This window comes from Bdellovibrio sp. HCB117, assembly GCF_047305915.1.
Classification (GTDB): domain Bacteria; phylum Bdellovibrionota; class Bdellovibrionia; order Bdellovibrionales; family Bdellovibrionaceae; genus Bdellovibrio; species Bdellovibrio bacteriovorus_B.
Genome location: NZ_CP178622.1, coordinates 823,491 through 839,237, shown reverse-complemented (window position 1 = coordinate 839,237; position 15,747 = coordinate 823,491). Strand labels below are relative to the sequence as shown.

Annotated in this window: 17 protein-coding genes; 6 read left to right on the top strand and 11 right to left on the bottom strand. The window is 45.7% G+C overall.

The features are described 5' to 3' along the window. Positions 1-121 precede the first annotated feature (121 nt). The 3 genes from ACLWBD_RS04105 to ACLWBD_RS04095 all read left to right on the top strand — a co-directional run bounded on the left by ACLWBD_RS04105 (position 122) and on the right by ACLWBD_RS04095 (position 2,580). The gene (locus ACLWBD_RS04105) at positions 122-898 is read left to right on the top strand and encodes an HAD family hydrolase (protein ID WP_413569638.1); all 777 of its coding nucleotides are present in this window, start codon (positions 122-124) and stop codon (positions 896-898) included. A 141-nt stretch (positions 899-1,039) separates the two neighbouring features. After that, positions 1,040-1,537 carry a hypothetical protein gene (locus ACLWBD_RS04100; protein WP_413569637.1) on the top strand — a complete coding sequence of 166 codons (498 nt, stop codon included), beginning with the start codon at positions 1,040-1,042 and terminating at the stop codon, positions 1,535-1,537. Positions 1,538-1,548: 11 nt separating this feature from the next. Continuing rightward, positions 1,549-2,580 (top strand): SDR family NAD(P)-dependent oxidoreductase, encoded by a 1,032-nt coding sequence (locus tag ACLWBD_RS04095; protein ID WP_413569635.1) that lies wholly within the window; start codon positions 1,549-1,551, stop codon positions 2,578-2,580. A 31-nt stretch (positions 2,581-2,611) separates the two neighbouring features. Here ACLWBD_RS04095 and ACLWBD_RS04090 read toward each other — a convergent pair whose 3' ends face one another. Further along, a complete protein-coding gene (locus ACLWBD_RS04090; RefSeq protein WP_063208737.1) occupies positions 2,612-2,845 on the bottom strand; it encodes a hypothetical protein in 234 nt (77 codons plus the stop codon). A 134-nt stretch (positions 2,846-2,979) separates the two neighbouring features. On the opposite strand from ACLWBD_RS04090, the gene ACLWBD_RS04085 reads away from it, so the two are divergent. Then, entirely contained in the window at positions 2,980-3,423 is a 444-nt protein-coding gene (locus ACLWBD_RS04085) for an LEA type 2 family protein (RefSeq protein ID WP_413569633.1), read from the top strand. Positions 3,424-3,426: 3 nt separating this feature from the next. Here the strand turns inward: ACLWBD_RS04085 and ACLWBD_RS04080 are convergent, their stop codons facing one another. The 5 genes from ACLWBD_RS04080 to ACLWBD_RS04060 all read right to left on the bottom strand — a co-directional run bounded on the left by ACLWBD_RS04080 (position 3,427) and on the right by ACLWBD_RS04060 (position 9,779). Next, a complete protein-coding gene (locus tag ACLWBD_RS04080; protein ID WP_413569630.1) occupies positions 3,427-4,767 on the bottom strand; it encodes a TldD/PmbA family protein in 1,341 nt (446 codons plus the stop codon). Continuing rightward, complete coding sequence (locus tag ACLWBD_RS04075; RefSeq protein ID WP_063208731.1) at positions 4,767-6,155, bottom strand: TldD/PmbA family protein; 1,389 nt, start codon at positions 6,153-6,155, stop codon at positions 4,767-4,769. Before ACLWBD_RS04075 ends, ACLWBD_RS04080 begins: the two co-directional genes overlap by 1 nt. A 398-nt stretch (positions 6,156-6,553) precedes the next feature. Next, positions 6,554-8,908 (bottom strand): helix-hairpin-helix domain-containing protein, encoded by a 2,355-nt coding sequence (locus tag ACLWBD_RS04070; RefSeq protein WP_063208729.1) that lies wholly within the window; start codon positions 8,906-8,908, stop codon positions 6,554-6,556. A 50-nt stretch (positions 8,909-8,958) separates the two neighbouring features. Continuing rightward, a complete protein-coding gene (gene infA, locus ACLWBD_RS04065) occupies positions 8,959-9,177 on the bottom strand; it encodes a translation initiation factor IF-1 (RefSeq protein WP_061836535.1) in 219 nt (72 codons plus the stop codon). Positions 9,178-9,239: 62 nt separating this feature from the next. Further along, a complete protein-coding gene (locus ACLWBD_RS04060; protein ID WP_413569629.1) occupies positions 9,240-9,779 on the bottom strand; it encodes a hypothetical protein in 540 nt (179 codons plus the stop codon). Between the two features lie 124 nt (positions 9,780-9,903). Here ACLWBD_RS04060 and lpxD point away from each other — a divergent pair, with 124 nt between their 5' ends. Both lpxD and ACLWBD_RS04050 read left to right on the top strand, forming a co-directional pair. Continuing rightward, entirely contained in the window at positions 9,904-10,953 is a 1,050-nt protein-coding gene (lpxD, locus tag ACLWBD_RS04055) for a UDP-3-O-(3-hydroxymyristoyl)glucosamine N-acyltransferase (protein WP_413569628.1), read from the top strand. 14 nt (positions 10,954-10,967) lie between these two features. Continuing rightward, entirely contained in the window at positions 10,968-11,333 is a 366-nt protein-coding gene (locus ACLWBD_RS04050) for a hypothetical protein (RefSeq protein WP_063208723.1), read from the top strand. 151 nt (positions 11,334-11,484) lie between these two features. On the opposite strand, the gene ACLWBD_RS04045 is transcribed toward ACLWBD_RS04050, so the two are convergent. The 5 genes from ACLWBD_RS04045 to ACLWBD_RS04025 all read right to left on the bottom strand — a co-directional run bounded on the left by ACLWBD_RS04045 (position 11,485) and on the right by ACLWBD_RS04025 (position 15,704). Further along, positions 11,485-11,967 carry a Mut7-C RNAse domain-containing protein gene (locus tag ACLWBD_RS04045; RefSeq protein ID WP_063208721.1) on the bottom strand — a complete coding sequence of 161 codons (483 nt, stop codon included), beginning with the start codon at positions 11,965-11,967 and terminating at the stop codon, positions 11,485-11,487. Beyond that, on the bottom strand, positions 11,964-12,341 hold the full coding sequence (locus ACLWBD_RS04040) for a hypothetical protein (protein WP_063208719.1): 378 nt from the start codon (positions 12,339-12,341) through the stop codon (positions 11,964-11,966). Before ACLWBD_RS04040 ends, ACLWBD_RS04045 begins: the two co-directional genes overlap by 4 nt. Before the next feature lie 32 nt (positions 12,342-12,373). Then, positions 12,374-13,498 carry a THUMP domain-containing class I SAM-dependent RNA methyltransferase gene (locus ACLWBD_RS04035; RefSeq protein WP_063209562.1) on the bottom strand — a complete coding sequence of 375 codons (1,125 nt, stop codon included), beginning with the start codon at positions 13,496-13,498 and terminating at the stop codon, positions 12,374-12,376. Between the two features lie 81 nt (positions 13,499-13,579). Next, a complete protein-coding gene (locus ACLWBD_RS04030) occupies positions 13,580-15,316 on the bottom strand; it encodes a 4Fe-4S dicluster domain-containing protein (protein WP_413569626.1) in 1,737 nt (578 codons plus the stop codon). 139 nt (positions 15,317-15,455) lie between these two features. Further along, on the bottom strand, positions 15,456-15,704 hold the full coding sequence (locus ACLWBD_RS04025; RefSeq protein WP_063208716.1) for a hypothetical protein: 249 nt from the start codon (positions 15,702-15,704) through the stop codon (positions 15,456-15,458). Positions 15,705-15,747: the final 43 nt, after the last annotated feature.

Genomic DNA, 15,747 nt, shown 5'->3' with positions numbered 1-15,747 from the left:
TATATATATAGACAAAAAATGAAGGCGATTGCTTTCAGGTGCAAGTCTAATTTTTGACAAGCCATACCAAAGGTACCTGCTTCCCTTTGTTTAAAAAAGGAACCAGGTTGATAATTTAAGCATGCAAAATGTTTCTCACTTCTCTGAACGCCTGCAGTTTCTTCTGACTGATATCGATGACACTTTGACTGACGAAGGTCTTTTAGGTCCTGAAGCTTACACAGCTTTGTGGCAACTTCACGAGGCAGGAATCCACGTGATTCCGGTAACGGGTCGCCCCGCAGGATGGTGTGAAATGATCGCCCGAGTCTGGCCCGTCAGCGGGATCGTCGGAGAAAACGGCGGATTTTATTTCCGCTACCACGGAAAAAAAATGCATCGTCACTTTTTCTTTGATGAGAAAACTCAGAGCGAGAATCGCAAAAAACTGAACGCGCTGGAAAAAGAAATTCTTCAAAAAGTTCCAGGTTGTGATTTAGCAAGTGATCAGTTCTGTCGTTTGATGGATTTAGCGATCGACTTCTGCGAAGACGTCCCCGCCTTACCACGCACCGAAGTTCAAAAAATTGTGGATATCTTTCATTCCCACGGGGCTCAGGCCAAGGTCAGCTCCATTCACGTTAACGGCTGGTTTGGCGCTTACGATAAGCTCACAATGTCGCTCAAATTTTTGCAAAAAGAATTTTCTGTGACTGCTGACGAGGCGAAGAAAGTTTGCGGATTCAGTGGAGATTCTCCAAACGATGAACCGATGTTTGCCTATTTCCCACACAGTTTTGCGGTAGCAAACATTCAAAACTTCATCGATCAAATTAAAAACAAACCGACCTATGTAACTCAACAAAGAGGCGGCTTGGGCTTCACAGAAATTGCCAACGCCATTCTTAAACAGAAATAAATTTCTTTTGGGGCATTTCGTCAAATCCGTTCACGGAGATGTGCCCCTAAAACTCTTTCAATTTTAACTCCGACTTTTTAGAAGTGGTTCTTCTTTTGCAACTCTTCCCCAGGAATGACGTGTATGCACAAGGAGGAGCACATGCCACATCGCAGATCACCGCAGGACAATTACTCTCGACAACAAGGATCTCACGGCAGTGAAAGATATCACGGGACTCACCGCTTGCAGAGAGAAGAAAGCCCCCGCCATCGATCTCGTCCAGTTTCAAACTACAGTGAGGGCAACCACGGCGCTGGCTATCGCGACGAAGAGGATGAACGCGATTCTCGTCGTGAACGCGAACGCAATTACGACAATGCTGATGAAAGCATGAACCGCGATTACAACCGCGGTCGTCGTCGTCATGCTCAAAGAAGTGAATACCTGAACGAGCCGCAAAACATTTCCGATTGGGCTCCGCAGGATCGTTACAACGAGATCTGTCAGGATCGCTTCCGCGAATGTCACTCAGATCATCATTATCCACACATGGGTGGCAATCACCAAAAAAATTTCGAATATCACCATAATGAAAACAATACGGAAGAACGCTTTCAGGAAGATCTTCGCCGCGGCCGTCACTACAAAGAATATTAAAGGGATAAAAAATGAAAAAGAAATCATCTAACAAATTTGCCAAATACGTGGGTTTGGGACTTTTGGGGTATCTCGCTTATGACATCGTCAAAGGAGCTCTTCGTCGTTTCAGCCTTCAAGGCAAGGTGGTGCTAATTTCCGGCGGCTCCCGCGGTCTGGGATTCGTCTTAGCGAATCAGTTAGTCGAAGAAGGAGCTTCGGTCTGCTTACTCGCTCGCGATGAAGCTGAACTGAAGAAGGCGCAAAACCTAATTCAATTCAATCATCCAAATGCGCAAGTGATTTACGAGATCTGTGACTCTACGAAACCCGAACACGCCAAACACGCCGTGCGCAAATGCGTGGATCACTTCAAGCGCCTTGATGTTGTCATCAACAATGCTGGTATTATTTCGGTCATGCCCTATGTGAATGCGACAGCACAGGAATTCCGTGACTCACTGGATGTTCACTTTTGGGCACCGTTCAACATCATCGAAGCGGCAAGACCGTACTTGATGAAAGACGGCGGTCGCATTGTCAATATCAGCTCCATTGGCGGACGTATGGCTGTCCCCCACCTTGCACCTTACTGTGCGGGCAAATTCGCTTTGGCAGGTTATTCAAAAACTTTGCGAGCGGAACTTATGAAGGACAATATTTATGTCACGACGGTTTTCCCTGGACTGATGCGCACCGGTTCGCAAGGACATGCCGAGTTCGGAGGACAGCACGAAAATGAATTCGCCTGGTTCTCTATCTCGGGTTCAATGCCCCTTCTTACGGTCAGCGCTGAATCCGCGGCTCGCCAAATCATTCGCGCACTGAAATACGGTAAAGCAGAGCTGACCATTTCAGTTCCAGCAAAACTTGCGATTGGATTTCAAAATCTGTTCCCAGAACTTCACGCCGACATTTTGTCTTTGGCAAATACGTTGTTGCCAACACCGACGACTAACCACACCAAAAAGTTGGGCATGGATTCTCACTCGGCTATTTCGCCATCCGTCGCGACAAGAACATCTGAAGATGCTGCTCGCAGAAATAATGAACAAAGGTTCTAGGGGTTCCCCTAGAACCTCTTTTTTTTCAGACTTAAATTCGATCTTTTAATTCTTTAACATTGTCGGCATGAGAGCAGTGAGCGCAACAATAGATTTTCCCCTGCGCCTCTAGCCCATGTCCGATAATGCGTGTACGACAATGCTCGCAACGAGGTGCCAGTTGATTGATAGCGCATTCAAAACTATCAAACACGTGCTCTTGATCACCGATTGTCACTCGAAAAGCTTTGTCATAGACGTTGCCACAATTTTCACAAGTTCCCATCGTGAACCTCCTTCCTGCCATTCTCAAAATTTATCATGGGTCCAAAGCGGTATGGAGCTGTATTTGACCATTAGACTTTCCGCTTGCGACGAAGGGTTCGAGCGATTAAGTTTAAATCTTTAAAGGAAATCAGAATGAAAACTTGGACTTTAGCTTTTATTTTTCTCTCGGTTTTGACAGCGTGCTCGGGCAAAGGTCTTTTGGGATTTGCTGAAAAACCAGAGGCAAAGCTAGAAAACGTCTATGCGAAAGATACAAATCTTTCTGGGACCACGTTGGTCTTTGTCGTGAATGTACAAAATCCCAATCGCTTTGACATCGAAGTAGAAGAAGTGGCCTACAAAGTTTTCGTCGGTGATAAACAGCTCACGACTTCCAAAACGGATAAAGCCATCAAGGTTCCCGCATCTAAAGACGCCAATATAGAACTACCGCTGCCAGTAAAGTACGGAGATCTTATGGGACATGTGGCTTCTATTTTAACATCCGGCGAATTGCCGTATAAGATTGAAGGGGATGCGAAATTTTCTTTTGCAACCATCCCCTTCACTAAAGAAGGAAAAGTAGAGCTTCGCTAGGCTCTAGGCACCAGCGAAACTAAGACTTTTAATTAGAACGTCTGGACAAATACGAGAGCTGCCGGGTTTATTGTATTCATTTCCCAGTTCTTCAATATCACGCAAAAGCTCAAGCACATTGCCCGACATCACGAACTGATCGATCGCTCCTACAAGCTTCCCGTTTTCGTACAAGAAACCTTCCGCCGGCATTGAAAAATCACCCGTAGATTCTTTAAAGCCCGCATGCAAGCCGCCTGAAAACTCTTTCAAGTGAACGACTTTGTCGTAAGAACTTAAAAGCTCCTGCAAAGATTTCGTCCCTTTACCCACGATTAAGTTCGTAGGCGCAATCGACGACTGGGAAGCCGGACTGCGACTGGCGTGAGCCGTGTGAGGTAAAGACATCTTCTTAGAGTATTCCAAATTCGTCAGGAAGTTTTTCAAAACACCATTTTCGAAAAGAACCGTCTTTTGTGATGAAGATCCTTCATCATCGAAGGGTCTCACCGCCGAACCGCGTAGTTCAAACGGATCATCCAGCAGTTGGAATTTTTCGCTAGCAATTTTCTGACCTAACTTACCATCGAACAAAGACTTTCCTTCATGCACTTCTTTGGCAGAAAAATAATCATTGATCATCGCCAGGATCATAGGGAATTGTGTGCGATCAATCACGACGGCATACTTCCCGGTCGTCAGCTTCCGCGCCCCAAGTCTTGATACCGCGTTGTTAACACCTTCCTCGACAACTTGATCGATATTGATATCGGAAAATTTACGGGCAAAGAAACCTTCGCCACCCATTTTCGATGAGTCGCCTTCTTTGGCCAAAGGATAAGCGTAACCAGAGTAATAAGTTTGCTTAAACTCTTGGTCCAATCCTTCTGAATTCAAAATGCGTTTAAAACTAACGGACGAATCAAAATTAGAATAAGGAACAGACTGAACGCGTGCGTCTTTGCTTAAACACTTTTCTTCAAGCAAGCGAGCCATTTCCATCTTCTTATCCATCTCAATATTTTCTGGATTAAAAAGATTCATCGTCTGATGAGTGACTGGTTTTGCTAACGGCACTTCAAAGCCTTCGCCTTTTTGCACTGTCTTCGCGTTATTCAAAGCCTCACGGTAAGTTCTTAATAAAGATTCTTCCGAAAGATTTTCTGTGTAGGCGTAACCTTGGTTCCCACCAAGGATCACGCGGAAGCCCGCCATTTGAGACTGTGTCGACTCAAAGGCATCCAACTTCTTTTTTTGGTAACCAATGCTAAGACTCTCACCACCCGACAAAAGCATTTCAACTTTGGCGCCGTCTTGACGAGCCTGATGAGCGATTTTTTCGAAATTAGATTTAATAGCATCCATTATTTCGCTCTCCCCCCAACCATCAGGCTGGAAACAAGAATTTGCGGCTGACCTACGGCTGCCGGGATAGAACCACTGACAGAACCGCACATACCACGCGCCAATTTCAAATCATCAGAAACCTTGGTGATTTTTCCAAGTGTGTCGATTCCGCGACCGATCAAGCAAGCGCCTTTCACGGCTTCTTCAATACGACCGTTGCGAATGATGTACGCTTCGCCGACTTGGAAGTTATAGTCACCTGTACCTGGGTTGACTGAGCCACCACCCATTTTCTTTGCATACAAACCGTAATCCACGTCACGAATCATATCTTCGAATTTGTCTTTTCCGGCGGCGATGTAGGTGTTTCTCATACGAGATGCTGGAGCATACTTGTAGGATTGACGACGACCACTGCCGGTCGCTTCGTAACCTGTTTGACGAGAACCCATTTCATCGACGATATAGGATTTCAAAACACCGTTTTCGATAAGAGTCGTCTTTTTAGTTTTATTTCCTTCGTCATCAAGGTTCAAAGAACCCCAACCGTTTTCAATCGTTCCGTCATCGATCGCCGTCACACTTTCGTGAGCGATTTTTTGTCCAAGCTTACCGCAGAAGACGGAAGCATCTTTAGCAACGCTTGTAGTTTCTAATCCATGTCCACAAGCTTCGTGGAAGATCACGCCACCAAAGGCATTATCAATTACCACGGGCATTTCACCTGCGGGAGCATAATCGGCTTTTGTTAGCATCATCGCTCGGTCCACAGCCATTTCGGCCAAAGACTTAAGATCGATTTGATCGTAGATTTCAGAAGTTCCCATGTGACCTTCGTCTTCAGAGGCACTTTCTTTCACACCGTTATGCTCAACAAAACTTTCCATACGAATACGGCTGTAAGCACGCTCATCATAAGCCATCAAACCGCGAGAGTTGGCGATTTGCACTTTCTGAAATTTTTCATTCAAACCCGCTTCGACTTGAGTGACCGCCGAATTACGCGCACGCGAGTATTGATCCACTGAATTCAACCAGTGAAGTTTTTTAGCGCGATCCATCTCCCAAGGCTTTTCCCCATAAGTGTGGATAGAATCAAAAGGCACTTGCATCAAAGGCATGGATTTTTTTGCATCCCCTTGCCCACGGCTTTTCGCCGCATTCAGAGCGGCCTTCACCAAGCCGTCTTCAGATAGATCGTTGGTGGTTACGTAAACAATTTCATGCCCGAAAAACAAACGAATGCCCGCTCCGTAAAGCTGGCCCACGATAGCTTGTTCTGGTTTTGAATTTAAAATGGAAAGTTGAGAAGAATAAGTGTCCTCGAGAAAAATATCCGCGAAGTCAGCACCGGTGCTTAAAGCCGCATCCAGAGCCTTAGTAAGGATATGAGGTTGAACGATCATAGGACCTCCTTGATCTGACAAGGATAGCCCGAAAGAAAGCCCTCACTAAAGAGAATTCGAATAAGCTGCAACGGAAACGAAGGCCGGTATCACTAATTGATACTTTGAATGAAGGTGTCAGCGTGTCAAAGGTCGAGCCAAAAGCCCCCCTGGCACCTTTTGGAAAAGAAAAAGCCCGCACCTTAAGGGAAGCGGGCTTAAATCTTTCAAATCTCAAAAATCTTACTTACGGATTTTTGCTTTGATCATGCGTTTTTTAGTCGCAATTCTTTTTTTCTTATGACGGATGCCTTTTCTAGATTTGCCTTTTACTGCCATGTTAATTCTCCTTTAAATTTTTCCGGGAAAGCTGCTTCAGCCTACGCGCCCGAAGACGCTTCGGCACTGCGACCTGCCGGTCATTTTTTATTCGTTGGAACGTTCATCAATGCTGCAAATGGGTTGTTGAACGGATTTGCAGGTTTTGGTGGAGGACCGGAAGGACGTTGATCACGGCCACCGCCCTGAGGACGGCCGCCACCAGCCGGTCTTGGACCGCCGGCGCGTTGATCAGGACGTCTTTCACCACGAGGCGCTGAAGCCTCTGGAGCGTCATCCATCTTCATTGTCAAAGAGATCTGGTTTTTCACCTGGTCTACTTTAAGAACTTTAACAGTCACATGATCGCCTGGATTCACGACTTTACGAGGATCATCCACGAACTTGTGAGAAAGCGCAGAAATATGCACCAAACCATCTTGGTGAACACCGATATCCACAAACGCACCGAAATTCGTTACGTTCGTCACGATACCTGGGCAGATCATGCCTTCCTGAAGGTCTTTCACTTCCATGATGTCGTCACGGAATTGGAAAACCTTGAACGGATCACGAGGATCACGACCTGGTTTTTCAAGCTCTTTCACGATGTCATCAAAAGTAAACTCACCGACTAGCTGAGCCCATTTTGTTCTTTGCGCAAGCAACTTCTTAGCACCTTCACCGATGATTTCGCTCAAAGAAACACCAAGATCCTTCGCCATGTCCGTCACCGCTTGGTAACGCTCTGGATGGATACCTGTTGAATCCAAAACTTGTTTTCCAGAAGGAATTCTTAGGAAACCCGCAGCTTGTTCGAAAACTTTTGCAGAGAATTTTGGTACTTTCAAAAGCTCAGAACGGTCTGTGAAAAGAGTTTTCTTACGAGCTTCAACGATACCTTTTGCCAACGCCGGACCGATGCCCGCAACGTGAGACAATAAAGCCGCCGATGCTGTATTCACGTCAACGCCCACAGCATTCACGCAAGACTCAACCACGGCTTCCAACGATTTTTTCAATTGGGATTGGCTGACGTCGTGCTGGTATTGACCAACACCGATAGACTTAGGATCTACCTTCACAAGCTCCGCCAAAGGATCTTGCAAACGACGCGCGATAGAGATCGCACCTTTCACCGTAACATCAAGATCTGGGAACTCTTCACGAGCTGCTTCCGACGCCGAGTACACAGAGGCACCCGATTCAGAAACCATCACGACTGGAATGTTCTTACCAAGATCTTTTAGAACTTTTCTTAGGAAAGATTCTGTCTCGCGACCCGCAGTACCGTTACCGACAGCAATCGCTTCGATTTGGATTTGTTTTAATACGTCACCGAAAAGAGCTTTCGCTTTTCTGTCAGCATCGTCACCCAAAGTGTAAAGAACTGTGTGAGAAATGAAAGCGCCAGATTTATCAATCAACGCTACTTTACAACCCGTTCTTAAACCAGGGTCGACACCCAATACACATTTTGGTCCGTAAGGAGAAGCTAACAAAAGCTTACGTACGTTTTCAGCAAAAACGTTGATAGCGTCTGTGTCTGCTTTTTCTTTAAGAACACGGTGAACTTCATTCACAACTGATGGAAGAACGTATACGTTCAATGCCAAACGAGCGCACTGTTTTAAGTAGTCGCCGATAGCATTGTCCGGAGTCGACGTTGCGAATTTTTCGTAAGACTTCAAGATGTCTTCGTCATCGCCTTTCACATCAACCGAAAGCTCTTCTTCTTGCCAGCCACGTCTCATCGCCAAGTAGCGGTGATTGTTTTTAGCATCCATCAAGTTTTTAACGGGCTCTTCAAATTCTTTGTACATGTCGTACTTAGAGTTTGGTTTAAAGCCCTTAGCCGCTTTAGAAACGATACGGCCTTTTTCGTTGTAGTTTTTCGCAACCATCGCACGAAGATCTGCATCATTGGCGATTTTTTCGACGATGATGTCTTGAGCCCCTTTAAGCGCTTCTTCGTATGTTTGGATTTTTGCGGCTGGATTGAGGAAGTTCTTCGCCTTCATTTCCATTGTTTGATCGTCTTTGATCAAACCGTGGCCCATTTCCCAGATCCAGTTTGCCAAAGGTTCCAAGCCAGCTTCGCGGGCAATAGTCGCTTTGGTTTTTTTCTTTTTCTTGAATGGTTTGTAAATCTCTTCAAGTTCGCCCAAATCCCAAGAAAGCTCGATGCGCTTTTGGATTTCAGCGGTAAGGTTGTTTTGTTCTCCGATTTCTTTAATCAAGAACGCCTTACGCTTGACGATTTCGTTGTAAGTTTCGTGACCTTCGATGACTGCGCGAATTTGAACTTCGTCCAAGTTGCCAGTTTTCTCTTTACGGTAACGAGCGATGAAAGGGACAGTAGCGCCCTCTGCCGCAAGCTCAATAACAGCCTGTGCTGATTTTGCGGGAACAGTTGGGACAATACGAGCCAAATAACTCTGAAGAGCCTGATCCATAGAACCTCTAGATTTAATTGGGAATTTAAGGTTGAGTTAAATTAAATCAATTATTTGTGACGGAACATGATCAGACCATGTGTTGGATCGTAAGGAGAAACTCCCACGCTAACACGGTCACCGACCACGACACGAATGTTAAAACGTCTCATTTTTCCGCAAAGTTTTGCGTTAATGATCGCTTTGTTATCAAGTTCAATTTTGTAAAGGCCACCCGCAAGGGCGTCGATTACTTTTCCGTCAATTTGTACTAAATCGTCTTTTGCCATGCAGATAAATTAGTAGGTCAGAAAGGGGCTGCTTGCAATACCTTTTTTAGAAGAGCTCTCCCTTAAGAGAGCTTTCTGTTGCTGATCAGCATTCGCTTTCCGTCCTCGAAAAGCACCTCTAAACGGTCATATTCATTCGATAGAACATATCCCCAGCCAAAGATCTTATGTTGCAGCGGAGTTTTAGCTTCAAACTGCCCAGAAATGCTGTAGGTAGGGGCTTTGACGGCTTTGTATTTCTCATGAAGTTCATGCCACTTCACTTGATCTTCAGACAGTCCGCTTTTATCAATCTTAGCTTTTTTCTCTTTTTTAGGAGCTTTTTCAGCGACTTCAACAACGGGTTCTGCTTTCGCCTTTTTCTCTGCCTTTTCCGCTTTCACTGGAGCTTCAACGGGAGCTGATTTTTTTTCCGGCTTTTCAGCCTTCGCTTCCTTTGCTGGCTTAGCGGGTTTTGCCGCCACTGGTTTCGCAGCCGGTTTAGCTGCCGCCTTCGCCGCAGGTTTTGCCGCCGCTTTTTGTTGCGGTTTTGCTACTGGTTTTGCTGCTGCCTTTTTTGCTTTTGCCGCAGGTGCTTCCTTTTTCGCAGCCTTTTTCGCCATCTCAGTTCCTCTCTAAAATTAAAGGTGAGAAAGAATCAAAAGTGTTTAATTAGCTGGTTTATACTATCACCCAGTGACTTGACATCAAAAAAATAATTGTTAAGTGTTAGCGCGAGGCATCACTATGATTACAGCTGAAGTTATCAAAGATCTAAATTCTTCCGATCTCTCTTTCGTATCTGGTTCGCTGCAAGCAGTGGCTCAGAAGGTTCTTCCACCCGAAAAAGCAGACGCACAAAGTTTGATTTTCGTTTCGAAGAAAGAGCAACTTGAATCCGCTTTGCAAGCACAAGCTCCCATCATCGTGGCGCACAAAGCTTTGCAACTTCCTGCGGACTCTAAGACCACCTTCTTCCAAGCCGCGAACGTGCAATTGGCGATGGCAGCCATCCTTCCCCTTTTTGACGGAAAGATGAATCGCTTCAACCAAGAAACAAAAATCCACCCGACCGCCTTCGTTCACCCGACGGCTCACTTGGGAAAAAACGTGGGAGTCGGCCCCTTTGCGGTGATCGGTGAACATGTTAAAATCGGCGACGGCTGCACTATTGGCGCCCACACTGTTGTTGAATACTACGCCGAAATTGGCGACCACACGATCTTGCATCCACAAGTTTTCGTCGGAGCTTCCTGCACCCTAGGTTCTTATTGCGAAATTCATCCTCACACGACAATCGGCGCTGACGGATTTTCTTTTGCGATGACCAAAGAAGGTACTCACAAAAAAATCCCGCAAATCGGCCGCGTGGTTATTGGAAATCACGTCGAAATCGGAGCCAACTGCGCAATTGACCGCGCGGCTTTGACTGAAACGCGTATCGGCAATGGGACGAAAATGGATAACTTCTGTCACGTCGCCCACAACGTTATCATCGGTGATAACTGTGTGATGGCCGCAGGTTTTAAGGTGGCAGGCTCTAGCACCGTCGGAAATAACTGCATGATCGGCGGAGACGCCGCGATCTCAGATCACGTCAATGTTGGCGACAAAGTGATTCTTGCTGGACGCTCTGGCGTCACGAACGATGTCACAAAGCCGGGTGCTTACGGAGGTTACCCTCTAGAGCCGTTGCGTGATTCTCTTAAGACCTTGGCAAACAAGGCGCACCTAACTCGAATCAGAAAAGACCTGTCCCGCGTGATGAAACACCTGGGCCTCAACGAAGAAGAATAAAAGGAGACGCATCAATGTCCTATCAGTTTTATAAAGTCCTTCACATGCTGGGCTTCATGATCATGTTTTTTGGTTTCGGAGGACTTCTCATTCCGGCTTTCGCAAAACTCACTTTGACGAAAGGCGCGCGCATCATGGCTTATGCTACTCATGGTGTGGGTCTTCTTTTGGTTCTTGTCAGCGGTTTTGGTATGGCAGCTCGCTTGGGAATGGTTCAAGGTTTGCCAACGTGGGTGCAAGCTAAGATCGGTATCTGGTTAGTTTTGGGCGTGGCTATTTCTTTGGTGAAAAGAAAAGGTTACTTCGGTTGGCCTATCGCGATCCTTCTTTGGATCTTGGGTGGCTCTGCCGCTTACATCGCGATCAACAAACCGTTCTAATTTTAAAATTTAGAAAAATAATAAAAAAGGCCCTGGGATTCCGGGGCCTTTTTTATTTCTAATCAGATCAGCCCCGTCTGTGGTACTTAACCTTTTGAACTACTTAAGTTGTCGGACATGAACTTGTGGCCGTTTGATTCAAAGACAACCATCACTCGTCAAACTTACAAGCCTTGCGAACTTCTTCCACTTTGTTTTGCATTTTACTGAAATGGGAACCTTCCCAATAAACTTTCTGGCAGTGAGGGCACCAGAAGAAGCTTTGATAAATAGAAAAGGTTTTTGCATCGACTTTATCTTTTACTTTGTCGCGATCAATTTCTTCGATCGGCGTATTGCACTTAAAACAACGAGACAAAGCATTTTCATCGGGCATGATTCGGTAGTGCTTAAGAACTTCAACAAGCTGATCTTCGGGCTCTTCGCTTTGAACAAGGTATCCCAAGTTTTCAGGCATGCGGGCAAAAAAAAGGCGGTCCTTTGTTAAAAGAATCCGCTTTTGATGATAGGCAATTTTTAAGAGTTCATCGTCGGAAAGAGCTTTGAAACTCGCGGCATCAAAGCCCATCATGCGCAACCAGCGCACCAAACCCAATAAATTTTCGTCGACTAAAAATGTGTGTTTTTCATTCATGGTTTCAAATCGCAGCGGACACTGTGTGTGCCCTGTGCGATACGAACCCAGCTTACTTCTTTTCCCGAAAGCTCAGAAGAACTTTCCAGTTTATCGACCATGAGATTTTGCAGAATCACGACGCTGTCTTTTGTCTTTAGATCGTCTTCAATTAGAATTTGATATTGAATCTTTTTAGCGTCGTCGCCGAACTGAATTTGCGCAAAACGACCCAAACTGTCTTCAATGACAAGGGTCATAAGTGCGACTGTCTGCTCCTTAACAAGCTTGTCGTTTTCCGTGTAACGGCATTGAACGTTTTTATAGGAAAGAACAGGCATTGCGGCTTGCGCGATGCCTGGAAATGCTAAAAGAAAAAGGACAAGCGATTTCATAAGGACTCTTTCGCGAGTGGCGCTCACGCGCCTTAGAACATGCTATATTTTAGGAAACGACATTCGATATTGCCGTTAAATACAAAGTGCTTCTTCGTCGATTTCAATTTCAAATCAGCGATCAACTCTTTGTTTCCAGAAAGAATCCACGCGTCCCAACCTTTGAAACGATGTTTAAGCGTAAAACTTAAATCACGATAGACGTCACGAAGATTGTCTTCATCACCGATACGCGCGCCGTAAGGAGGATTCACGATGATCAAACCTTTTTCTACTGGAGGCTCTACCGTCGCTACCGATTCTTTTTTGAACTCGATCACTTGATCAACGCCCGCACGTTTTGCATTATCTTTGGCATTTTTAATCACGCGATTGTCGATGTCGAAACCATAGAATTTGAAATCAAGTTCTTCTTTTTCCGCATCCATCGCCTCTTGAACAACTTGCTCCCAAAGGCCTTTGTCGTAGTTCAACCAGTTTTGGAAACCGAAGCGCGTGCGATTCAAACCCGGAGCGATATTCAAAGCCATCATTGCGGCTTCAATCAAGAAAGTTCCAGATCCACACATGAAGTCCACGATCGGAGATTTTTGATCCCATTCAGAAACTTTGATCAGGCCAGCTGCCAAGTTTTCTTTCAAAGGAGCATCGCCCACTTCTTTACGGTAGCCACGCTTAAACAAGCTATCACCCGAAGTGTCGATCGCAACGTTGAATTGATTTTTAATAGCGCGAACGTGAATTCTTAAAGATGGATTTTCATTATCAACGTCAGGACGTACACCAAACTTTTCACGGAATTGGTCGACGATAGCGTCTTTCACTTTCATCGCAACAAAACGTTGATCACGCATTTTTGAATCAGACACACTCGCGTCGATAGAGATCGTTTGCGTTGGCTTGATATACTTCGTGAAATCATGGCGAAGAATTTGATTGTAAAGCTCTTCCGGCTGATAAGCCGTGAAATCCAAAACCGGTTTTAAGATACGGCTTGCAAGACGAGATTGAAGATTCGCTTTATAGCAGCCTTCCCAATTGCTTTCGAAGAAAACGCCACCGATGTATTTTCCGGTAACTTGAAGACCGAGGTCTTTTAATTCTTGTTCAAGAGGTTCTACAAGGCCACGAGCTGTGGAGGCAAAAAACTGAGGCATAAACGGTTCCTTTCCGTTGGTTAAAGAAGCCTGATCCCTCGCCAAGCTTCCCATCTAAAAATACCGCTATATTTGGATGCACTATGTTTCGCGATATTGTGGTCCACCGCCCCCTTCAGGAACGGTCCACTCGATGTTTTCGAATGGGCACTTAATATCACAAGTCTTACAGTGAATACAGTTGGTATAGTTGATTTGTAAGTCCTTCTTACCTGCTTCAACTGTAGACGGTACCATTTCGTATACAGAGGCTGGGCAGAAATGATTACACGGTGATTTGTACTGAGGCTCACATACCGAACGACAGATATCCCCATCCTTAAGGATCAAGTGATTAGGAGAATCCTCGTCGTGCATAGTGCCCGTCAAATACACACTAGAAAGCTTATCAAAGAAAAGCTCTCCGTCAGGCTTAGGCAGCTTATTATCCTCATGATCTAGACCATAAGGACCCCAAACGTCGACGACCTTTTCAGTCGTATCGGCGTCGATATGATCGATTTTCATGAAATCATGAAGACCGCGACCACCCGAGATCTCTTGCAATGCCAAAAGCGGCATAGATGCAAACATCCCTTTGCTTAAAGTTTGGTGGAAGTTACGAACGCGGTAAAGATCGTCTTTCACATAAGAAGACTCAATACGCTTTTCATAACCTTGAGTAACGGCTTCAGAGAAATCCGCACCCTTAGCTAAACCTTCGATGATGGTGTCAGCGGCTTGCATACCCGACTTCATCGCCAAGTGGATGCCTTTGAGCTTTTGTACATCGACCATGCTTGCAGAGTCTCCGCAAACCATGAATCCATCGCCGTAAAGCTTCGGCATAGAATACCAACCACCGGCTGGCAAAGTCTTACCACCGTAAGCCACCACTTTACCGCCCTTGAGCATGCTTTGTAGGAACGGATGAGTTTTAAGTTTTTGCAGTTCACGATGTGGATCCAATAGAGGATCTTCAGAATCCAGGTAAGCCACAAGACCTACGATGATCTTATCCCCTGGAAGAGTGTAAATGAAAGTACCACCGATAGATTTAGAAAGAGGGAAACCCAAAGTGTGAATCACTTGGCCCGCTTCCACTGTGCCCGCAGGCATCTGGATGACTTCCTTAACGCCCTCTTCGTACACATCTGGATTTTTACCGGCGCGAAGGTTCAATTTCTTTTCAACTTGCTTGAACAAAGATCCACGAGTTCCTTCTGCGAAGATCGTGACTTTGGACTTCAAGATCAAACCCGGTTCGAAGTTCGCTTTAGGTTTGCCATTTTTATCACGGCCTTTATCGCCCGTACGAACCCCGACAATTTTATTTCCTTCATAAAGAGCTTCCACCGCAGCGAAACCTGGGAAGATGTTGATGCCCTTCTCTTCACACTTCGTCGCCAACCAGCGGTTGAACTTGCTTAAAGAGATGATGTAGTTGCCTTCATTGTGAAATGGAGGAGGAGTGATCGGAAGTTTGAAAGAGAAATCAGAACCTAGATAATAAACAGCATCCTTCTTAACTTCAGAATCGATAGGGCAACCTTCGTCTTTGAAGTTAGGAATAAGTTCACTCAAAGCTCTTGGATTAAGAACGGCGCCCGAAAAACTGTGCGCACCAATCTCAGAAGCCTTTTCCAAAACCACGATCATTTGATCAGGAATTTGTTCGCCTTGTTTGCGACCCGCGGAAACGTCTTCGTTGTGTTTTTGAATTTGATTTTGCAAGTGAAGCGCGCAAGAAAGTCCCGCAGCTCCGCCGCCGACGATCAAAACGTCAACGTCCATAGTCTCGCGAGTTACGCCTTCTGGTAGTTCAGTATAGATTGACATAGGTACTCCAAAATATTCTCAAAACAAAAAATCTAATGCTGCTTCAGCTTCGGGCCGAGGCCCTGCGCTCTGCCGGCTGCCGCCGGTGCTGCTTCAGCTTACGCGCCTGCTGGCTCTTCATCTCTGCGGCCGTCCGGCCCTACTCCTCAGTAGCTTCTTCTTTAACTTCGGCTTGAGGAGCTAGCTTACGCACAGGGGTTGTTAGCTGGCTTTGGACTTTGAGGTCTTCTTCGTCACGGCCGCCAGGATAAATGCGTTTTTTTGCCTTCTGAGCGAGTTCAGCTTCACGGGCTTCGTCGTACTGAGGCTCTGCCGATGCTTCTTGAGCAAGGGCTTTAAAACCCACTAAAGACGATAGCAGAAATAAAACTAAGAAAACTCGGATCATAATCCAGCTCCCTGTTAGCGCTTTGAGCGCATATTAAAAGCTA

What these genes read in the sequence shown, in the direction of transcription:
- ACLWBD_RS04060 (WP_413569629.1), bottom strand. Translation starts at nt 9,779, where the DNA reads ATGGCGAAAAAGGCTGCGAAAAAGGAAGCACCTGCGGCAAAAGCAAAA.
- ACLWBD_RS04100 (WP_413569637.1), top strand. Translation starts at nt 1,040, where the DNA reads ATGCCACATCGCAGATCACCGCAGGACAATTACTCTCGACAACAAGGA.
- ACLWBD_RS04105 (WP_413569638.1), top strand. Translation starts at nt 122, where the DNA reads ATGCAAAATGTTTCTCACTTCTCTGAACGCCTGCAGTTTCTTCTGACT.
- ACLWBD_RS04085 (WP_413569633.1), top strand. Translation starts at nt 2,980, where the DNA reads ATGAAAACTTGGACTTTAGCTTTTATTTTTCTCTCGGTTTTGACAGCG.
- ACLWBD_RS04090 (WP_063208737.1), bottom strand. Translation starts at nt 2,845, where the DNA reads ATGGGAACTTGTGAAAATTGTGGCAACGTCTATGACAAAGCTTTTCGA.
- ACLWBD_RS04095 (WP_413569635.1), top strand. Translation starts at nt 1,549, where the DNA reads ATGAAAAAGAAATCATCTAACAAATTTGCCAAATACGTGGGTTTGGGA.
- ACLWBD_RS04040 (WP_063208719.1), bottom strand. Translation starts at nt 12,341, where the DNA reads ATGAAATCGCTTGTCCTTTTTCTTTTAGCATTTCCAGGCATCGCGCAA.
- ACLWBD_RS04025 (WP_063208716.1), bottom strand. Translation starts at nt 15,704, where the DNA reads ATGATCCGAGTTTTCTTAGTTTTATTTCTGCTATCGTCTTTAGTGGGT.
- ACLWBD_RS04075 (WP_063208731.1), bottom strand. Translation starts at nt 6,155, where the DNA reads ATGATCGTTCAACCTCATATCCTTACTAAGGCTCTGGATGCGGCTTTA.
- ACLWBD_RS04050 (WP_063208723.1), top strand. Translation starts at nt 10,968, where the DNA reads ATGTCCTATCAGTTTTATAAAGTCCTTCACATGCTGGGCTTCATGATC.
- ACLWBD_RS04030 (WP_413569626.1), bottom strand. Translation starts at nt 15,316, where the DNA reads ATGTCAATCTATACTGAACTACCAGAAGGCGTAACTCGCGAGACTATG.
- ACLWBD_RS04070 (WP_063208729.1), bottom strand. Translation starts at nt 8,908, where the DNA reads ATGGATCAGGCTCTTCAGAGTTATTTGGCTCGTATTGTCCCAACTGTT.
- ACLWBD_RS04080 (WP_413569630.1), bottom strand. Translation starts at nt 4,767, where the DNA reads ATGGATGCTATTAAATCTAATTTCGAAAAAATCGCTCATCAGGCTCGT.
- ACLWBD_RS04035 (WP_063209562.1), bottom strand. Translation starts at nt 13,498, where the DNA reads ATGCCTCAGTTTTTTGCCTCCACAGCTCGTGGCCTTGTAGAACCTCTT.
- infA (WP_061836535.1), bottom strand. Translation starts at nt 9,177, where the DNA reads ATGGCAAAAGACGATTTAGTACAAATTGACGGAAAAGTAATCGACGCC.
- ACLWBD_RS04045 (WP_063208721.1), bottom strand. Translation starts at nt 11,967, where the DNA reads ATGAATGAAAAACACACATTTTTAGTCGACGAAAATTTATTGGGTTTG.
- lpxD (WP_413569628.1), top strand. Translation starts at nt 9,904, where the DNA reads ATGATTACAGCTGAAGTTATCAAAGATCTAAATTCTTCCGATCTCTCT.